The sequence below is a fragment of the Pseudomonas sp. M2(2023) genome (assembly GCF_030263955.1).
Lineage (GTDB): Bacteria > Pseudomonadota > Gammaproteobacteria > Pseudomonadales > Pseudomonadaceae > Aquipseudomonas > Aquipseudomonas asiatica.
Genome location: NZ_CP127114.1, coordinates 4,465,528 through 4,483,045 on the forward strand (window position 1 = coordinate 4,465,528; position 17,518 = coordinate 4,483,045).

The following is a 17,518-nucleotide window of genomic DNA, read 5'->3' on the forward strand; positions in this document are numbered from 1 at the left end:
ATCACTGGCGCGCCTGGCCATCCTGGGGGCGCATCGACAGCGCCACACGCTCTGCGGTACCCAGCGGAATCTCGCCGACCACAGTGACCATGACCTTGCCTTTGGGCGTGTTCAGCCGACGCGAGACCGCCGAGGTCGGGCCAAGCTGGGTGCGCATGTCGGTCCCGCCCTCATCCTTTACCGGCTCGAGGAACACCGAGAAGCGCGCCAGGCCATCGTCATACATCAGGCTGCTGACCGTGCTGTCATTCTTGGGGTCGCGGCGTACCGAGCTGTTGACCAGCTCGAAGCCGGGCGGCAGCCAGTCCGAACGCCAGCCGGCGACCGTGTCGTTGGCGGCAGCAGCCACATGCTGCACCGGCTTGCATGCAGCACTGGCGCGCAGGTCATCATCGCTGGGTGCGTCAGTATCGAGACGGGTCATCTGGAAGCGCTCCAGCAACTGCCCTTTGTCGTTGATCATCAACGAGCGCAGCGGCAGGCCAGTAGTGCGGTCCAGGTGCAATTCGAAGGCATAGCGGTGCTGGTCGCGCGGGGTGAGCGTCACGATCACGGCATCGCGCCCGGCGACCCGTGACTTGCCCGCCACGCTCAAGTCATACCAGCCCATCAGTTTCAGCGGATCAAGTACACGCTGCGTAGTGTTCGGGGGCGTCGTCACTCCACTGACCAAGGCCCCGCTGACGCACTCCACCTTGCCATCCACGCGCACGATCTCCTGAGCGGCACCATCGAGCTGCAACAGCCGCTCGCTGACCTTGCCGTCGTCGACCCTGTGCCAGATCTCGTGGGAAGAGAAACTGCCGTTCCGTTCGTAGACAAAAGAGCCTTGGTAGCTCTGCTTTTGCTCGGCCTGTGCCAGCTTGCTCAGCCACTCGCTCGCCTCGGGCGAAGAATTGGCCGCCAATGCTGGCACCGTCACGCAGCTGCCAATCAGCAGCGACAGGAGAGGTAGCGCGCGCATGATCCTCCTTACTTAACGGTTTTCCAGGCTGGCGGCGCGGGCATACGGCAATGCGGTTTCAGTGCCCTTGAGCGCAGATTCCTGGGCATGCTGGCGCAGGTAGCCTGGCAGACGCTGGTCCCAGCCGGCCTGGTTCTGCAGCACGCCGTTGGCCATCGGCCCGGTCGGTTGCTCACTGCTCTCACTATAGCCTGCCAAAACGGCAGGGCCTTGTGCTTGTGGCACACTCAGGCCTTGCTGGGCAGGTTGCTGGGCAGCAAGCTCGGCGCCAGTGATCTCGTCCTGGTTGTACATGCGCACACCGGCCAGCACGGCTACGGTGACCGAGGCAGCTACCGCCAGGCGGCCGATGCTGCGCCATGGCCCTTTCTTGGCCTTGGCCGGCACGGCTTCGTCAGCCAGCGCTGCAGACACCGCCGAGGCGATATCCAGGTTAGGCAGCAGCAGCTCCTTGTGCATGGCTGCGCGGGCAACCTGGTAACGCGACCAGGTGGCACGGGTTTCAGCATCGTCTACGGCGTTCAACACACGACGCAGTTCAAGCTCGTCCGCTTCGTTATCCATCACCGCGGACAGCGATTCCTGCAAAGCTTCACGACTCATGGCGGTTCCTCTCTTGGCTGTCGCCGCTGTCTCAGGTTTCCTGCAGCAAAGGTTGCAGGGCTTTGTCTATTGCCTCCCGAGCGCGGAAGATTCGAGAGCGCACGGTACCCACCGGACATTGCATGACACTGGCAATGTCTTCGTAACTCAGCCCGTCGAACTCGCGCAGGGTCAGCGCCGTGCGCAGGTCTTCAGGCAGTTGCTGGATGGTGCGATGGACAGTGCCTTCGATTTCATCCCGCAACAACGAGCGCTCTGGGGACTCGAGATCCTTGAGACCATGATCGCCGTCGTAAAACTCCGCATCCTCGGAGCTCACATCACTGTCTGGCGGCCGTCTTCCACGGGACACCAGGTAGTTCTTCGCCGTGTTGATGGCGATGCGGTAGAGCCACGTATAGAACGCACTGTCTCCGCGGAAGTTGCCAAGCGCACGGTAGGCCTTGATGAAGGCTTCCTGTGCTACATCCTGGGCCTCGTGGGTGTCGTGAACGAACCGCACGATCAACCCGAGAATCTTGTGCTGATACTTCAGCACCAACAGATCGAACGCTCGCCTGTCACCACGCTGAACGCGCTCGACAAGCTGCTGATCCTCTTCCTGGGTTAGCATGAACACTCCTCAGTGAACTCGAAGGAGCGTTGCATCAGCCATCGTTCAGGCTTGCAACCATAGACTCGGGCTTTGCGCAAAAGTTCTCCCCTCCAAGCAAGTTTCCTGCAGCCCTTGGTCGGCTTGCACGAAAGACGCGGCACGGTCACGGCCGGCTACGTCGATAATCAGGTTTCGAGTACGCAGGGACAGCCCGGACAGGCCTGCCGCCCTGCGTCGCCGCGGCAAGTTGTGGCGCGTGGGCAGCCTTCATAGGATTTCCGGCCATGTCGGAAAGTTCCCACAAAGGTTGTCGCGACCAGGCAAGTGGCATGGAAATTGGCCACCCGGGGCTGCTATAAAGGCAACCCGGCCAGCTTTTACGATAGTTTCACAATGCCATCGGCGCGTGACTATTGTGCCGCGCCCCTTCCAAAGAATACTAGTGTCCCGACATGAGCCAACAATTCCAACATGATGTCCTGGTGATCGGCAGCGGTGCCGCCGGTCTCAGCCTGGCACTGAACCTCCCCAGCCACCTTCGAGTCGCCGTACTCAGCAAGGGCGACCTGGCCAACGGCTCGACCTTCTGGGCCCAGGGCGGTGTCGCGGCGGTGCTGGACAATACCGATACCGTGCAGTCGCATGTCGAGGACACCCTCAATGCCGGCGGCGGCCTTTGCCATGAAGACGCCGTGCGCTTTACCGTCGAGCACAGCCGCGAGGCCATCGAGTGGCTGATCGAGCAAGGCGTGCCCTTTACCCGCGACGAGCACTACAGCGTCGACGACGGCGGCTTTGAGTTCCACCTGACCCGCGAAGGCGGCCATAGCCACCGGCGCATCATCCACGCCGCCGACGCCACCGGCGCAGCCATCTTCACCACGCTGCTGGAGCAGGCCCGCAAACGCCCGAATATTCAGTTGCTGGAGCAGCGCGTGGCGGTCGACCTGATCACCGAACGCCGCCTCGGCCTGCCCGGCGAGCGCTGCCTGGGTGCCTACGTGCTCGACCGAAACACCGGCGAGGTGGACACCTTCGGTGCGCGCTTCACCGTGCTGGCCACTGGCGGTGCGGCCAAGGTGTACCTGTATACCAGCAATCCCGACGGTGCCTGCGGCGACGGCATCGCCATGGCTTGGCGGGCTGGCTGCCGGGTGGCGAATCTGGAGTTCAACCAGTTTCACCCGACTTGCCTGTACCACCCACAGGCCAAGAGCTTCCTGATCACCGAAGCCCTGCGTGGCGAAGGTGCCCTGCTGCGCCTGCCCAATGGCGAACGCTTCATGCCACGCTTCGACCCGCGCGAAGAACTGGCGCCGCGCGACATCGTGGCCCGCGCCATCGACCACGAGATGAAGCGCCTGGGCGTGGACTGCGTATACCTGGATATCACCCACAAGCCGGTCGACTTCATCAAGAGCCACTTTCCCACCGTGTACGAGCGCTGCCTGGCCTTCGGCATCGACATCACCCGTCAGCCGATCCCGGTGGTGCCAGCGGCGCACTACACCTGCGGAGGGGTGATGGTCGACGACCGCGGCCACACCGACGTGCCGGGCCTGTATGCCATTGGCGAAACCAGCTTCACCGGCCTGCACGGCGCCAACCGCATGGCTAGCAACTCGCTGCTGGAATGTTTCGTCTATGGCCGTGCCGCCGCCGCCGACATCCAGGCGCACCTGGATGAGGTGACCATGCCCAAGGCCCTGCCCGGCTGGGACGCCAGCCAGGTCACCGACTCGGACGAGGACGTGATCATTGCGCACAACTGGGACGAACTGCGGCGCTTCATGTGGGACTACGTCGGCATCGTGCGAACCAGCAAGCGCCTTCAGCGAGCGCAGCACCGCATTCGCCTGCTGCTGGACGAAATCGACGAGTTCTACAGCAACTACAAAGTCAGCCGCGACCTGATCGAATTGCGCAACCTGGCGCAGGTGGCCGAGTTGATGATCCTGTCGGCCATGCAGCGCAAGGAAAGCCGCGGACTGCATTACACCCTGGATTACCCGGGGATGCTGGACGAGGCCAAGGACACCATTCTCAGCCCGATCTGAAATCGGCGTCGCGGCCTTCGCGGGCCCGCCCGCTCCCACAGGATTCCCACTGCCTTGCAGCCTTGCGCAGTACCTGTGGGAGCGGGCCAGCCCGCGAAGAAGTCAATTCGGTAGGGCTTTATGCCCGGCCCACCCCTGCCCACCTGCGCCGGCTGAATTTCAACCGCACCCGCAAGCGCCTGTGCTCATCAGCCCCCAGCGCATCCCGTGGCACGCATTGGCTCTCCCCCAACCAACGCCCCGCCCGCACAAAGCGCAACACCACCAGCGCCGGCAACGCCACGCTGTCCCGGCACAAGCGCACCGGCTGCCAGCCACGGGCACGGCTGAACACCTGCCAGCCGCGCACATCACGGCGCAGGCCGACAACGGCATGCTCATGCGTCAGCAGAATACGTCGGGGAATGGCCCAGCCAGCGTGGGCAATACAGGCGGCGACAACTGCAAGGGCCGACCACCCGGGCAGCGGGCTCGCCCATACGGCGAACCACGCCAGTACCTGGCAACCCAGGTAGACCGCCAGCAGCAGGCGCGAGCCTTGCCAGCGGCACTCGAAGCACTCACTTGGGCTGGACACGGTCCAGGATGATGCGGACCATGCGCTGCAGCTCCGGGTCTTCGGACTCGGTACGCTCCATGAACCAGCCGAACATGTCCTGATCCTCGCAGCTCAACAGACGCACGTAGAGTTCGCGGTCGGTTTCGTTGAGCGTGGGGTAGACTTCCTGGGTGAAAGGCACCAGCAGTACGTCCAGTTCCAGCATGCCGCGGCGGCTGTGCCAGAAAAGCCGGTTGAGTTCAGTTTGTTCGACCATGGGGCCCTCCTCGAATGGCCCGCCAGTATACAGCCAGGCGAGCGAAGCGACACCGGGCGTTGGTCTAGTCAACTACCTATTTTGTTACCGGCGTTCTATGATGGCCGCCAGTCTTTAGCCACCGCGATGACCCATGGCCGATTCCGCTTTCTTCTGCCCCCTGTCCCACGAGGGCATCCTCGCCGTCCGCGGCTCCGATGCAGGCAAGTTCCTGCAAGGCCAGCTGACCTGCAACATCAACTACCTCAGCCCGGAACACGCCAGCCTCGGCGCCCGCTGCATGGTCAAGGGGCGCATGCAGTCGAGTTTCCGCATCCTGCCCGAAGGCAACGGCTACCTGCTGGCCATGGCCAGCGAGCTGCTCGACGCCCAGCTGGCCGACCTCAAGAAGTACGCCGTGTTCTCCAAGGCCACGCTGACCGATGAAAGCGCTGCCTGGGCACGCTTCGGCCTGCAAGGCGGCGATGCGGCGCTGCAGGCCCTGGGGCTCGATGTGCCTGCGGCAGCCGGTAGCACCGTGCGCCACGACGGGTTGATCGCCATCGCCGTGTCCGCCGACCGCGTTGAACTGTGGGTACCGGCAGACAACGCCGACCGCGTTCGCCAGGCGCTGGCCACCGCGCTGCCCGAAGGCAGCCTGGATAACTGGCTGCTGGGGCAGATTCGCGCCGGTATCGGCCAGGTCATGGGGCCGACCCGCGAGCTGTTCATCCCGCAGATGATCAACCTGCAGGCCGTCGACGGCGTCAGCTTCAAGAAAGGCTGCTACACCGGTCAGGAAATCGTTGCCCGCATGCAGTACCTGGGCAAGCTCAAGCGCCGCCAGTACCGCCTGGCACTGGACCAGCAGGCCATTCCGGCCCCGGGCGTCGAGATCTTCTCGCCCACCCATGGTTCGTCGGTCGGTGAAGTGGTCATTGCTGCCAGCAACGGCACAGGCTGCGAACTGCTCGCGGTGCTCAGCGCCGAAGCGGTGGAAGACGACAACCTGCACCTGGGCAGCCTCGAAGGCCCACGCCTGCAGGTGTTGACCCTGCCCTACGAACTGGACCGCGACCGGGAAATCCAGCGCTGACCAGCCTGCCCCGCCTACATGGCGGGGCCGCACCACCACTGCGGTAGACACGCCCATGAACAAGCTGGCCGAGATGGTTCAAGCACAGTTGCTCGATGCCATCGAAAAGGATGACCTGGTCCTGCCGACCCTGCCCGAGGTTGCCTTGAGCATCCGCGAGGCGGCGGAAGACAGCGAGATCAGCGTAGCGGCCCTGAGCAAGGTGATCGGTCGCGATGCGGCCCTTTCAGCGCGCCTGATCAAAGTCGTCAACAGCCCACTGCTGCGCGCGGCGGTCGAGGTCACCGACCTGCACACCGCCATCACGCGGCTGGGCATCAACTACAGCTGCAACCTGGCCATTGGCCTGGTGATCGAGCAGATTTTCCACGCACGGGCGCCGGCTGTGGAGCAGAAGTTACGCGATATCTGGGCCAACAGCCTGGATGTGGCGGGCATCAGCTACGAAATCTGCCGGCGCTTTACACAACTCAAACCCGACCAGGCCACCCTCGGCGGGCTGGTCAACCAGATTGGCGCGCTGCCGGTACTGATCTACGCCGAAGAGCACAACGAACTGCTGTCGGACCCAGTGTGCCTGCATTATGTGATCGAGCAGATCCAGCCAGTGCTGGGCGACAAGATCCTCAAGGCCTGGGAGTTTCCGGAGCAACTGGTCAACCTGCCGAGCCAGGTGCAGGACCTGGACCGGCAGACCGACAACATCGACTACATCGACATCGTGCAGATCGCCCGCTGCATCAGCCAGCGAGGCCGCCACCGACCGCTGGCGGCACTGCCGGCATACCGCCATCTGGGCCTGCCGTACGGCACCGAGCTTGAAGTGGGTGAACTGATCGAGGCGCGGAGCATGTTGCGCTGACCGGCAGCGCCCTCTTCGCGGGTAAACCCGCTCCTACAGGGACCGCGCCGCTGCTGAAGGCTGCGCTGTACCTGTAGGAGCGGGTTCACCCGCGAAAGGGCCGGTACAGGCAACACATCAATCCGCGATAAAACTCACCCGCACCCGCAACCCGCCCTTCGCACCGTCATGCAGGCTCACCTGTGCCAGGTGCGCCCGGCAGATCTCGCCGACAATCGCCAATCCAAGCCCACTGCCCTGCGCACTGCGCCGGTAGAAGCGCTCGAATACCCGCTCACGCTCGGCCTCGGGAATCCCCGGTCCGTCATCCTCCACCTCCAGTACCGCCGGCGCCAGCACTCGCAAGATCACGTTGCCGCCAGCCGGCGTATGCGCCAAGGCATTGTCCACCAGGTTGCTCAACAGCTCGTTGAGCAGCGTCGGCTCCCCCTTCAGCCACACCGGCGCCTCGGCCTCCAGGGCCAGCGCCACCCCGCGTTTGTGCGCCAGCGGTGCCATGGCCATGCCCAGCTCACGAGCCAACTGACTCAGGTCCAGGCGCTGCGCGCCGCCTTCGGCAATCGCGCGCGCACCGTTCTCGACCCGCGCCAGCGACAGCAGCTGGTTGGCCAGATGGGTCAGCCGGTCGGTGCCCTGGGCCGCGGACTCCAGTGTCTGTCGCCACTCCTGTGGCTCGCCCGAACGCAGGCCCAGTTCGACCCGCGCCTTCAGCGCGGCCAGCGGCGTGCGCAATTCGTGGGCGGCGTCGGCGATGAACTGCGCCTGGCGCTCGAACTGGCCGCGCAAACGCTCGGTGAAATGGTTCAAAGCCCGCACCAGCGGGCCCAGCTCCCGCTGCACCTGCACCACCGGCAAGGCCCGCAGGTCGTCCGGCTGGCGCTCTTCCACCGCCGTGCGCAGGCGCTCCAGCGGCCGCAACGCGGCACTCACGGCAAACCACACCATCACCAGCGCGCCCAGCGCCAGCATCCCCAGGCGCAGCAGGGTATCGGCCATCAGGCCACGGGCCATGCGCACCCGCGCTTCCTCGGTCTCGGCCACACGGATTTCCGCCATGCCGTTCATGTTCGGCTCGCTCACCGGCTTCAGCAGGCTGACCACGCGCACGTCCTGGCCCAGGTAGGTGGCATTGTAGAACCGCGCCAGCGCCGGATAGTCGTCGGTACGCGGCGTGCCCGGCGGCGGCGCTGGCAGGTTCTCGTAGCCGGAAATCAGCCGCTGCTGGATGTCCAGCACCTGGTAGTAGATGCGCCCGGCACTGTCGTAGGCGAAGGTGTCCAGGGCCACGTAGGGCACATCCGCGCTCAGCGAACCGTCACGCTGGGACAGGCCTGCGGCAATCGTCCTTGCCGAGGCCAGCAGGGTCCGGTCGTAGGCAGTATCGGCGGCCTCGCGGCCGTTCCAGTAGGCGCTCAGGCCGCTGGCCAGCATCAGCACCACCAGCAGCAAGGCCAGGTTGCCGAGCAAGCGCCCACGCAGGCTGCCGTTGTCACGCATCGCGGTGCTCGAGCAGGTAGCCCAGGCCACGGAAGGTGACAATCGCCACCGGGTGGCCGTCGAGCTTCTTGCGCAGGCGGTGGATGTAGATTTCGATGGCATCGGGGCTGGCTTCTTCGTCCAGGCCGAACACCTGGGCGGCCAGTTGCTCCTTGCTCATCACCCGGCCCGGGCGGGCGATCAGCGCTTCCAGTACGCTTTGTTCGCGAGAAGTCAGTGTCAGGTTGTCGCCACCCAAGGTGAAGCGCCGGGTATCCAGGTCGTATACCAACGGCCCGCAGCGTTGCTGGCGCTCGCCACCGAGCACGCTGCGCCGCAACAGGGCCTTGACCCGTGCTTCCAGCTCGGTCAGCTCGAACGGCTTGGCCAGGTAGTCGTCAGCGCCCAGGTTCAGCCCATGAACCCGGTCCTTGACGTCGCTGCGCGCGGTCAGCATCAGCACCGGCAGGGTCTTGCCACGGCCGCGCAGGCGCGCCAGCACCTCGAAGCCGTCCATGCGCGGCAAGCCGACATCCAGCACGGCCACGGCGTACTCCTCGCTGGCCAGGGCCAGGTCGGCGGCCACGCCGTCATGCAACACATCCACGGTCAGGCCATGGCTTTTCAAGGCCTGGGCCACGCTTTCAGCCAGTTGCAGGTGGTCTTCGACCAGCAGCACACGCATCGGATTCTCCCTGCTCGGGTGGGACGGTGGCGCGGAGTGTACCGCTGTCGGCAGGCCTGTGAAGCCCTGTCGACAAACCTTTCACGCTGAAAGGTTAGCGAAAGGTTGGTTACCTAGCATCGCACCACGGTCGCCCTACGCGCCGAAAAAAAGCACCAGCAAGGTGCAACGAATAAGAACAATAAACGGAGCCATCAGTGATGCTGTCATCGCAGCCGCAGGCGTTCGCGCCTACCCGTTCCTTTGCCGCACGCCCCTCCGCCATCGTCAGCGCCCTTGCGCTTGCCGGTGTCGCGCCGATGAGTCAGGCCGCCTTCTTCGAAGACAGCACGGCCACCTTCGAAACCCGCAACATGTACTTCAACCGTGACTTCCGCGACGGCACCAGTGCGCAGCAATCCAAGCGCGACGAGTGGGCCCAGGGCTTCATGCTCAACTTCGAGTCTGGCTACACCGATGGCACCGTGGGTTTCGGCCTGGATGCGCTGGGCATGCTCGGCATCAAGCTCGACTCCAGCCCCGACCGCACCGACACCGGCCTGCTGCCGACCCACGATGACGGCAAGGCCGCCGACGAGTACTCCAAGCTCGGCCTGACCGGCAAGGTGAAGGTGTCGCAGACTGAACTGAAGATCGGCACGCTGATCCCCGAACTGCCGACCCTGCAGCCCAACGATGGGCGCATCCTGCCGCAAACCTTCGAAGGCGGCCTGCTGACTTCGAAGGAGGTCAAGGGCCTGACCTTCACCGGAGGCCGACTGGACAAGGCCAAGGACCGCAACGACACCAACTGGGAAGACCTGGCCCTGAACAACAAGAACGGCCGCTTCGGTGGCTCGTTCAGCGCCGACAACCTGGACCTGGCCGGCCTCGACTACCAGTTCACCGATCGCATCACCGGCAGCTACCACTTTGCCCAGCTCGACGATATCTACCGCCAGCACTTCATCGGCATGGTCGCCACCCAGCCATGGGGCCCCGGCACCTTGGGCGCCGACCTGCGCCTGGCCGTGAGTGACGACGCCGGCGCCGCCAAGGCCGGCAACATCGACAACACCACCGTCAATGGCATGCTCAGCTACGCCCTGGGCGGGCACAAGGTCAGCGCCGCCTGGCAGCAATTGTCAGGCGACAGCGCCTTCCCGTACGTCGATGGTGCCGACCCGTACCTGGTCAACTTCGTCCAGATCAACGACTTCGCAGGCGCCGACGAGCGCTCCTGGCAGGCGCGCTACGACTACAACTTCGCCGCGCTCGGCGTGCCCGGCCTGACCTTCATGACCCGCTACATCAGCGGCGACAACGTCAGCCGCGCCGCCGGTGGCGAGGGCAAGGAGTGGGAACGCGATACCGAAATGAAGTACGTGGTACAAAGCGGCCCGTTGAAGAACGTCGCCGTGCGCCTGCGCAACGCCACCTTCCGCTCCAACTTCGCCCGCGACGCGGACGAGGTGCGGCTGCTGGTGAGCTACAGCGTGGCGCTGTGGTAACCCCATAGCGATAACTTGATAACAACAACGCTCACGGAGAAAGACGATGACCTACTCACTGCGCCGCCTCGTCCTCGCTACCGGCTGCCTGCTGTTGGCCGGCAACGCCCTCGCTGCCGAACCGAAACGCCCCGAATGCATTGCCCCCGCCTCGCCCGGCGGCGGCTTCGACCTGACCTGCAAACTGGTGCAGAGCGCCCTGGTGCAGGAAAAAATCCTCACCAAGCCGATGCGCGTCACCTACATGCCCGGCGGTGTTGGTGCGGTGGCCTACAACGCCGTGGTCGCCCAGCGCCCGGCCGATGCCGGCACCCTGGTGGCCTGGTCCAGCGGCTCGCTGCTGAACCTGGCCCAGGGCAAGTTCGGCCGCTTCGACGAGAACGCGGTGAAATGGCTGGCCGCCGTCGGCACCAGCTATGGCGCCATCGCAGTGAAAAGCGACTCGCCCTACAAGACCCTCGACGACCTGGTCGCAGCGTTGAAGAAAGACCCGAGCAAGGTGGTGATCGGCTCCGGCGGTACCGTCGGCAGCCAGGACTGGATGCAGACCGCCCTGATTGCCAAGGCCGCCGGCATCAACCCGCGTGACCTGCGCTACGTCGCGCTGGAAGGTGGCGGCGAGATCGCCACGGCGTTGCTGGGCGGGCATATCCAGGTAGGCTCGACCGACATCTCCGACTCCATGCCGCACATTCAGAGCGGCAACATGCGCATCCTCGCAGTGTTCTCGGAAAAGCGCCTGGACGAGCCCGAGATGAAAGACATCCCCACCGCCAAGGAACAGGGTTACGACATCGTCTGGCCAGTGGTACGCGGCTTCTACCTGGGGCCAAAGGTGAGCGACGAGGAATACGCCTGGTGGAAGCAGTCATTCGACAAGATGCTGGCTTCGGAAGACTTCGCCAAGTTGCGTGACCAGCGCGAACTGTTCCCGTTCGCCATGACCGGTGCAGAGCTGGACGGCTATGTGAAGAAGCAAGTGGCTGACTACAAGACACTGGCCAGGGAGTTTGGCCTGATCCAGTAACACTGGCCGGAGTTACCACAATCCCTGTGGGAGCGGCCTTGTGTCGCGATAGGCCGCACAGCGGCCCCTGTCTCAGCCGATGCGATGCTTCAGACAGATCGCAGTGGCAGGTTTTGCGGCCGCTTCGCGCCCGATCGCGACGCAAGGCCGCTCCCACAGGATTTGCATCTCGCTTGCGTGATCCCAACGAGGATTCCTTCATGATCCTGCAACGCATCTTCGCCCTGGCCCTGCTGGCGGTGTGCGCCGCCCTGGCCGTGATGGCCTGGCCTTACCAGGCGGCGTTTTCCTATGAACCGGTGGGCCCGCGCGCCTACCCGCTGTTGACGCTCGGCCTGCTCGGCCTGGGCCTGCTGTACCTGGTGTTCCGCCCCACCCCCATCGTGCGCAAGGACGACGAACCGGAACTGGACCGCGAGACGCTGACCAAGATCGCCGCCTGCGTCGGCCTGCTGATCGTGTTCGCCAGCACCTTCGAAGCCCTGGGCTTCATCCTCAGCGCCATCCTGGTCGGCGTGCCCATGGCCCGCCTGTACGGCGGCCGCTGGCTGCACAGCGCCATCGTGGTGGCGGGCATGAGCCTGTTTCTCTACTGGCTGTTCGACCGCGTGATGGACGTGCCCCTGCCCCTTGGCCTGCTGAGCGTACTGGAGAACTGACACATGGATACCTTGAGCTACCTGGGCCAGGGCTTCGGCGTCGCCCTGTCCCCCTACAACCTGGTCACCGCCCTCACCGGCACGCTGATCGGTACCGTGGTCGGCCTGCTGCCGGGCCTGGGCCCGATCAACGGCGTGGCCTTGCTGATCCCCATCGCCTTCGCCCTCGGCCTGCCGCCGGAATCGGCGCTGATCCTGCTGGCAGCGGTGTACCTGGGCTGCGAGTACGGCGGACGCATCAGTTCGATCCTGCTGAACATCCCCGGCGAAGCCTCGACCGTGATGACCACTCTCGATGGCTACCCGATGGCCCGCAATGGTCTGGCTGGCGTAGCGCTGTCGCTGTCGGCCTGGAGTTCGTTCATCGGTGCGCTGATCGCCACCTGCGGCATGGTGCTGTTCGCACCGCTGCTGGCGAAATGGGCAATCGCCTTCGGCCCGGCGGAGTACTTCGTGCTGATGGTGTTCGCCATCGTCGCCCTCGGCGGCATGGCCGGCGACAAGCCGCTGAAAACCTTCATTGCCGCATTGATCGGCCTGTTCCTGTCGGCAGTCGGCATCGATGCCAACAGTGGCGTGTACCGCTTCACCGGCGACAGCGTGCATCTGGCCGACGGCATCCAGTTCGTGGTGCTGGTGCTGGGCCTGTTCTCCATCAGCGAAATCCTCCTGCTGCTGGAAAAGACCCACCATGGCCACCAGGCAGTCAAGGCCACCGGGCGCATGCTGTTCAACTTCAAGGAAGCGGCCTCGGTGTTCGTTGTCAACATCCGCTGCGGCCTGCTGGGCTTCATCATGGGTGTGCTGCCCGGAGCCGGTGCGACCCTGGCCAGTGCCGTGGCCTACATGACCGAAAAACGTCTGGCCGGCGAAAGCGGCAAGTTCGGCAAGGGCGACGCCCGCGGCCTGGCCGCCCCGGAAACCGCCATCGGCGCCTCCTGCTGTGGCGCCCTGGTACCGATGCTGACCCTGGGCGTACCCGGCTCGGGCACCACCGCGGTAATGATCGGCGCACTGACCTTGTACAACATCACCCCCGGCCCACTGCTGTTCGAACAGCAGCCAGACATCGTCTGGGGCCTGATCGCCTCGCTGTTCATTGCCAACATCATGCTGGTGATCCTCAACATTCCGATGATCCGCATCTTCACCCGCATCCTCGCCGTGCCGAACTGGGCGCTGGTGCCGGTGATCGCCATCATCACGGGGATCGGGGTGTACGCCGTGCATGCCACCACCTTCGACCTGTTCCTGATGGTCGGCATCGGCATCATGGGCTATATCCTGCGCAAGCTGGACTTCCCGCTGTCGCCGATCCTGCTCGGCTTCATCCTCGGCGGGCTGATGGAACAGAACCTGCGTCGGGCGCTGTCGATCTCCAACGGCGAACTGGGCATCCTCTGGTCGAGCCCGATCAGCATGTCGGTATGGGTACTGACCATTTGCATGCTGACCCTGCCGCTGCTGCGCATCTGGCGCAAACGCAGCCAGCAGCGCCGGGCGATGGCCGATGCCTGATCGCTCGTTGCCGTTGTTTGTCGCGACCGGGCTGGTCGGCCTTGCTGGCGGTTTTGCCGCCAGCAAGGTCGGCTGGCCTTTGCCGTGGATGGTCGGCTCGTTGCTGGCGATCATCCTGGTGCGCTGCCTGACACCCTGGCAGCTCCCGGAAATCCCCAATGGCCGCAAATGCGGGCAATGCATCATCGGCATCGGCATTGGCCTGCACTTCACCCCGGCGGTGATCGAGCAGGTGGCCAGCCATTTCGCACTGATCTTCTTCGGCGCGCTGTTCACCACCTTGTCCAGCGTGATCAGCGTATGGCTGCTGCGGCGCACCGGTGAAGACCGTGCCACGGCGTTCTTCGCCAGCATGCCGGGCGGTTCGGGGGAGATGGTCAACCTTGGCGCCCGCAATGGCGCAGTGCTCAGCCAGGTGGCGGCGGCGCAAAGCCTGCGCGTACTGGCGGTGGTACTGTGCGTGCCAGCGCTGTTCAAGTTCCTGCTGGGTGACGGGGTACCGCTGAATCACACCGGCAGTGTGAGCTGGGGCTGGCTGGCGCTGATTGCACCGCTGGGCGTTGCCGTCGCCCTGCTGTGGCAGCGCTTGCGCCAGCCCAACCCGTGGTTGTTCGGGCCCTTATTGGTCGCAGCCACCGTGAGCCTGGCGGGCGACCTGCAGATAACCCTGCCCAATGGCGCCAGCCAGATCGGCCAGTGGTTGATCGGCAGCGGCCTGGCCTGCCACTTCAACCGCGCGTTCTTCCGCCGCGCACCGTCGTTCCTGGGCCGCACCCTGGTGGCCACGGCGTTGTGCATGGCGATTGCCGGCAGTGCCGCATGGGTGCTGAGCATGATGACCGCGCTGGATCTGCGTTCGCTGACATTGGGGATGATGCCGGGCGGAATTGCCGAGATGAGCCTGACGGCGGAGACCCTGCAGCTGTCGGTGCCGCTGGTGACGGCGCTGCAGGTGATGCGCTTGTTGTTTGTGCTGTTTCTGGCAGAGCCGTTGTTCCGGGTGTGGAACGCAACCCCGGAATGACTGTGACGGCCTCTTCGCGGGTAAACCCGCTCCCACAGGGACCACACAAGCCCTGAGGGGAGTGCAGTACCTGTGGGAGCGGGTTCACCCGCGAAGAAGGCAACGCGACATTTCAGGCCTTTACAAGGGTGGCAATGCCCAGTTGATCGGCGCCAGCCCGCGCTGCTCGAGGAAACTGTTGGCCCGGCTGAAATGCCCGCACCCCAGGAACCCACGGTAAGCCGACAATGGTGATGGATGCACCGATTTCAGCACCAGGTGCTTGGTCCCGTCTATCAGCTTCTGCTTGCTTTGCGCATGCGAGCCCCACAGCAGGAACACCACGTTCGGGCACTGCTCGCTAACCACCTGGATGACCCGGTCGGTAAAGAACTCCCAGCCCTTCTTGGCATGCGACGCGGCATTGGCGCGCTCCACGGTCATGGTCGTGTTGAGCAACAGCACCCCCTGCTCGGCCCAGCTCTGCAGGTAGCCATGACTGGCAATCGGGATGTTCAGGTCGCGCTGCAGCTCCTTGTAGATGTTGACCAGCGAAGGTGGCGTGGCCACGCCCGGCTGCACCGAGAAGCACAGGCCATGCGCCTGGCCCGGCCCGTGGTAAGGGTCCTGGCCAAGGATGACCACCTTCACCTGGTCCAGCGGCGTCGAGTTGAGCGCGTTGAAGATCAACGGCCCTGGCGGGTAGATCTCTTTGCCGGCGGCGTACTCGCTGCGCAGGAACTCGCGCAACTGATGCATGTAGGGCTGGTCGAATTCCGCGCGCAAGGCGGCCTTCCAGCTGGGTTCGAGTTTGATGCGATCGTCGTCAGTCATGGGGCCTTCCATAAACAATGGCGCGACACTAGGTAAGCCCTTCCCGCTTGTCAAACGATCCGACCGACGACCGGCATGTTCGGCCAGGCAAGCCATACTTGGGCGATGACTTGCGCGAGGTAGTCCATGGCCATTCATTGCGAGGTACTCACCGGCGCCGATGGCGCCCGCATCGGCATCGCCACCCTGGATGCGCCCAAGGCGCTCAATGCGCTGAGCCTGCCGATGATCGAAGTATTGGGCGAACAGTTGCACGCCTGGGCCCGCGACCCGGGAATCGTCTGCGTGCTGCTGCGCGGCAACGGTGCCAAGGCCTTCTGTGCCGGCGGTGATGTGCGTGCGCTGGTACAAGCCTGCCGCGACCACCCTGGTAGCGTGCCCCCGCTGGCCGCCACCTTCTTCGCCGCCGAATATCGCCTGGACTTTGCCCTGCACACCTATCCCAAGCCGCTGCTGTGCTGGGGGCACGGGCATGTGCTGGGCGGCGGCATGGGCCTGCTGCAGGGCGCCAATGTGCGTATTGTCACCCCCAGCAGTCGGCTGGCCATGCCGGAAATCAGCATCGGCCTGTATCCGGATGTGGGTGCCAGCTGGTTCCTTACCCGCCTGCCGGGCAAGCTGGGGTTGTTCCTCGGCCTGACGGGTGCGCCGATCAATGCCCACGACGCCTTGGACCTGGGCCTGGCAGACCGATTTCTGGGCGAGTACCAGCAAGAGGCGCTGATCGAGGAACTGCTGCAACTGAACTGGCAGGAACAGACCGCCCTGCAACTGAACAGCCTGCTCAAGGCCGAACAGCACCGCGTCTGCGCCGAGTTGCCCGAGGCCCAGTGGCTACCAAGGCGACAGGTGATCGATCAGTTGCTCGACGTGGCCGACGCAGCTGCCGCCTGGCGTGCGCTGGAGGGGCTCAAGCATCACGGCGACCCGCTGCTGGCAGATGCCGGCCAACGGTTGCATGAAGGTTGCCCGCTGACCGCACACCTGGTGTGGGAACAGATCCGCCGGGCACGGCACCTGTCGTTGGCGCAGGTGTTCCAGATGGAATACAACATGAGCCTGAACTGCTGCCGCCACCCGGAATTCAGCGAAGGCGTGCGTGCGCGCCTGCTGGACAAGGACAACCAGCCGCACTGGCACTGGCCCGATGTGGCGCAAGTGCCGGCGGCGGTGGTGGAGGCGCATTTTGCCAAGGTGTGGGAGGGGCAGCATCCGCTGGCGGATCTCGGGTAGCTTCGAGAAGTTGGGGCTGCATTGCAGCCCATCGCGACACAAGGCCGCGCCCACAGGTACAGCGATGGTTTCCAATGCTGCGCCGTACCTGTGGGAGCGGCCTTGCGTCGCGAAAGGGGCGCAACGCGCCCCCGGTTTTCAATTCACCTACCGCTGCCAGTTCCCCCCTTGCCCGTGCCCACGCCGCCCATCCCCGCGTCGGTCACCATCCCCCCGCCCGCTGGAGTGCCAACGGTCATTCTGCTGATAGCGCTGGCTGCCATCGCGATAATCATGACGATCCCGGTCGCGCCCATAGTCATACCGCTGGCGGTTGCCATAGTCGTTGCGTGGGTTGCCATACCATTGCTTCATCCCCGGCTGTGGATGAGACCGGTAGTGAGGCGCGGGCGCCGAGCGGTAGTAGTAGCGTGGCGCAGGCTGATAGTAATAACGGGGCTGCGGCGCTACGTAATAGCGGTCATAACGGTAATAATCCGGTGACACATAACGGTCGGAGTAGTAGTGGTCCGATCGGTAATAGCCCCCGCTCTCGTAGTACGGAACGCAGGCGGAAGTCATCAGCCCCAGCAGGGCGATCAACAGGATTCGATAGGACATGGCGGCCTCCTGGACCGCTGGA

Annotated in this window: 18 protein-coding genes; 9 read left to right on the top strand and 9 right to left on the bottom strand. The window is 64.5% G+C overall.

What is annotated here, in order from left to right:
* Position 1: 1 nt before the first annotated feature.
* From QN085_RS20505 to rpoE, 3 genes are read right to left on the bottom strand one after another with little or no spacing between them, the layout of a single operon-like run.
* The gene (locus tag QN085_RS20505) at positions 2 to 964 is read right to left on the bottom strand and encodes a MucB/RseB C-terminal domain-containing protein (protein ID WP_024087678.1); all 963 of its coding nucleotides are present in this window, start codon (positions 962 to 964) and stop codon (positions 2 to 4) included.
* Between the two features lie 12 nt (positions 965 to 976).
* Complete coding sequence (locus QN085_RS20510) at positions 977 to 1,567, bottom strand: sigma-E factor negative regulatory protein (protein ID WP_013973999.1); 591 nt, start codon at positions 1,565 to 1,567, stop codon at positions 977 to 979.
* Between the two features lie 31 nt (positions 1,568 to 1,598).
* Complete coding sequence (rpoE, locus tag QN085_RS20515) at positions 1,599 to 2,180, bottom strand: RNA polymerase sigma factor RpoE/AlgU (protein ID WP_003252049.1); 582 nt, start codon at positions 2,178 to 2,180, stop codon at positions 1,599 to 1,601.
* 434 nt (positions 2,181 to 2,614) lie between these two features.
* Between rpoE and nadB the strand changes: the two genes are divergently transcribed.
* Positions 2,615 to 4,219, top strand: coding sequence for an L-aspartate oxidase (gene nadB, locus QN085_RS20520; RefSeq protein WP_013974000.1), 1,605 nt, complete (start codon positions 2,615 to 2,617; stop codon positions 4,217 to 4,219).
* Between the two features lie 118 nt (positions 4,220 to 4,337).
* Here the strand turns inward: nadB and QN085_RS20525 are convergent, their stop codons facing one another.
* Positions 4,338 to 4,796: a protein YgfX gene (locus QN085_RS20525; protein WP_023661215.1), complete on the bottom strand. Its 459-nt coding sequence runs from the start codon at positions 4,794 to 4,796 to the stop codon at positions 4,338 to 4,340.
* Positions 4,780 to 5,034 (bottom strand): FAD assembly factor SdhE, encoded by a 255-nt coding sequence (locus QN085_RS20530; protein ID WP_003252043.1) that lies wholly within the window; start codon positions 5,032 to 5,034, stop codon positions 4,780 to 4,782. The genes QN085_RS20525 and QN085_RS20530 overlap by 17 nt, the downstream gene beginning before the upstream one ends.
* A 133-nt stretch (positions 5,035 to 5,167) precedes the next feature.
* Between QN085_RS20530 and ygfZ the strand changes: the two genes are divergently transcribed.
* Both ygfZ and QN085_RS20540 read left to right on the top strand, forming a co-directional pair.
* Positions 5,168 to 6,109 (top strand): CAF17-like 4Fe-4S cluster assembly/insertion protein YgfZ, encoded by a 942-nt coding sequence (gene ygfZ / locus QN085_RS20535; protein WP_024087680.1) that lies wholly within the window; start codon positions 5,168 to 5,170, stop codon positions 6,107 to 6,109.
* A 55-nt stretch (positions 6,110 to 6,164) separates the two neighbouring features.
* Positions 6,165 to 6,971 (top strand): HDOD domain-containing protein, encoded by an 807-nt coding sequence (locus QN085_RS20540; RefSeq protein ID WP_013974003.1) that lies wholly within the window; start codon positions 6,165 to 6,167, stop codon positions 6,969 to 6,971.
* Positions 6,972 to 7,088: 117 nt separating this feature from the next.
* Here the strand turns inward: QN085_RS20540 and tctE are convergent, their stop codons facing one another.
* Positions 7,089 to 8,468, bottom strand: a complete 1,380-nt coding sequence (tctE, locus tag QN085_RS20545) for a two-component system sensor histidine kinase TctE (RefSeq protein WP_041505629.1) — start codon at positions 8,466 to 8,468, stop codon at positions 7,089 to 7,091.
* Positions 8,461 to 9,132 (bottom strand): two-component system response regulator TctD, encoded by a 672-nt coding sequence (gene tctD / locus QN085_RS20550; protein WP_013974005.1) that lies wholly within the window; start codon positions 9,130 to 9,132, stop codon positions 8,461 to 8,463. Before tctD ends, tctE begins: the two co-directional genes overlap by 8 nt.
* Before the next feature lie 200 nt (positions 9,133 to 9,332).
* Here tctD and QN085_RS20555 point away from each other — a divergent pair, with 200 nt between their 5' ends.
* The 5 genes from QN085_RS20555 to QN085_RS20575 all read left to right on the top strand — a co-directional run bounded on the left by QN085_RS20555 (position 9,333) and on the right by QN085_RS20575 (position 14,850).
* Positions 9,333 to 10,622 (top strand): OprD family porin, encoded by a 1,290-nt coding sequence (locus tag QN085_RS20555; RefSeq protein ID WP_023663468.1) that lies wholly within the window; start codon positions 9,333 to 9,335, stop codon positions 10,620 to 10,622.
* A 46-nt stretch (positions 10,623 to 10,668) separates the two neighbouring features.
* Positions 10,669 to 11,649, top strand: coding sequence for a Bug family tripartite tricarboxylate transporter substrate binding protein (locus QN085_RS20560; RefSeq protein ID WP_013974007.1), 981 nt, complete (start codon positions 10,669 to 10,671; stop codon positions 11,647 to 11,649).
* Between the two features lie 200 nt (positions 11,650 to 11,849).
* On the top strand, positions 11,850 to 12,308 hold the full coding sequence (locus QN085_RS20565; RefSeq protein ID WP_041505628.1) for a tripartite tricarboxylate transporter TctB family protein: 459 nt from the start codon (positions 11,850 to 11,852) through the stop codon (positions 12,306 to 12,308).
* 3 nt (positions 12,309 to 12,311) lie between these two features.
* Positions 12,312 to 13,826: a tripartite tricarboxylate transporter permease gene (locus QN085_RS20570; protein ID WP_023661345.1), complete on the top strand. Its 1,515-nt coding sequence runs from the start codon at positions 12,312 to 12,314 to the stop codon at positions 13,824 to 13,826.
* Positions 13,819 to 14,850, top strand: coding sequence for an AbrB family transcriptional regulator (locus QN085_RS20575; RefSeq protein ID WP_023661344.1), 1,032 nt, complete (start codon positions 13,819 to 13,821; stop codon positions 14,848 to 14,850). Before QN085_RS20570 ends, QN085_RS20575 begins: the two co-directional genes overlap by 8 nt.
* Before the next feature lie 120 nt (positions 14,851 to 14,970).
* On the opposite strand, the gene ung is transcribed toward QN085_RS20575, so the two are convergent.
* Positions 14,971 to 15,663, bottom strand: a complete 693-nt coding sequence (gene ung / locus QN085_RS20580) for a uracil-DNA glycosylase (protein WP_024087682.1) — start codon at positions 15,661 to 15,663, stop codon at positions 14,971 to 14,973.
* Between the two features lie 126 nt (positions 15,664 to 15,789).
* Between ung and dspII the strand changes: the two genes are divergently transcribed.
* The gene (gene dspII / locus QN085_RS20585) at positions 15,790 to 16,896 is read left to right on the top strand and encodes an enoyl-CoA hydratase/isomerase DspII (protein WP_041505627.1); all 1,107 of its coding nucleotides are present in this window, start codon (positions 15,790 to 15,792) and stop codon (positions 16,894 to 16,896) included.
* Positions 16,897 to 17,043: 147 nt separating this feature from the next.
* On the opposite strand, the gene QN085_RS20590 is transcribed toward dspII, so the two are convergent.
* A complete protein-coding gene (locus QN085_RS20590) occupies positions 17,044 to 17,496 on the bottom strand; it encodes a hypothetical protein (RefSeq protein ID WP_024087683.1) in 453 nt (150 codons plus the stop codon).
* Between the last annotated feature and the right edge of the window lie 22 nt (positions 17,497 to 17,518).

Excerpts from the sequence above, each read along its gene's own strand:
- ygfZ (WP_024087680.1), top strand. The coding sequence starts at position 5,168 with ATGGCCGATTCCGCTTTCTTCTGCCCCCTGTCCCACGAGGGCATCCTC.
- QN085_RS20565 (WP_041505628.1), top strand. The coding sequence starts at position 11,850 with ATGATCCTGCAACGCATCTTCGCCCTGGCCCTGCTGGCGGTGTGCGCC.
- QN085_RS20555 (WP_023663468.1), top strand. The coding sequence starts at position 9,333 with ATGCTGTCATCGCAGCCGCAGGCGTTCGCGCCTACCCGTTCCTTTGCC.
- tctE (WP_041505629.1), bottom strand. The coding sequence starts at position 8,468 with ATGCGTGACAACGGCAGCCTGCGTGGGCGCTTGCTCGGCAACCTGGCC.
- QN085_RS20505 (WP_024087678.1), bottom strand. The coding sequence starts at position 964 with ATGCGCGCGCTACCTCTCCTGTCGCTGCTGATTGGCAGCTGCGTGACG.
- QN085_RS20540 (WP_013974003.1), top strand. The coding sequence starts at position 6,165 with ATGAACAAGCTGGCCGAGATGGTTCAAGCACAGTTGCTCGATGCCATC.
- QN085_RS20530 (WP_003252043.1), bottom strand. The coding sequence starts at position 5,034 with ATGGTCGAACAAACTGAACTCAACCGGCTTTTCTGGCACAGCCGCCGC.
- QN085_RS20510 (WP_013973999.1), bottom strand. The coding sequence starts at position 1,567 with ATGAGTCGTGAAGCTTTGCAGGAATCGCTGTCCGCGGTGATGGATAAC.
- QN085_RS20560 (WP_013974007.1), top strand. The coding sequence starts at position 10,669 with ATGACCTACTCACTGCGCCGCCTCGTCCTCGCTACCGGCTGCCTGCTG.
- dspII (WP_041505627.1), top strand. The coding sequence starts at position 15,790 with ATGGCCATTCATTGCGAGGTACTCACCGGCGCCGATGGCGCCCGCATC.
- nadB (WP_013974000.1), top strand. The coding sequence starts at position 2,615 with ATGAGCCAACAATTCCAACATGATGTCCTGGTGATCGGCAGCGGTGCC.
- ung (WP_024087682.1), bottom strand. The coding sequence starts at position 15,663 with ATGACTGACGACGATCGCATCAAACTCGAACCCAGCTGGAAGGCCGCC.
- QN085_RS20575 (WP_023661344.1), top strand. The coding sequence starts at position 13,819 with ATGCCTGATCGCTCGTTGCCGTTGTTTGTCGCGACCGGGCTGGTCGGC.
- QN085_RS20590 (WP_024087683.1), bottom strand. The coding sequence starts at position 17,496 with ATGTCCTATCGAATCCTGTTGATCGCCCTGCTGGGGCTGATGACTTCC.
- rpoE (WP_003252049.1), bottom strand. The coding sequence starts at position 2,180 with ATGCTAACCCAGGAAGAGGATCAGCAGCTTGTCGAGCGCGTTCAGCGT.
- tctD (WP_013974005.1), bottom strand. The coding sequence starts at position 9,132 with ATGCGTGTGCTGCTGGTCGAAGACCACCTGCAACTGGCTGAAAGCGTG.
- QN085_RS20570 (WP_023661345.1), top strand. The coding sequence starts at position 12,312 with ATGGATACCTTGAGCTACCTGGGCCAGGGCTTCGGCGTCGCCCTGTCC.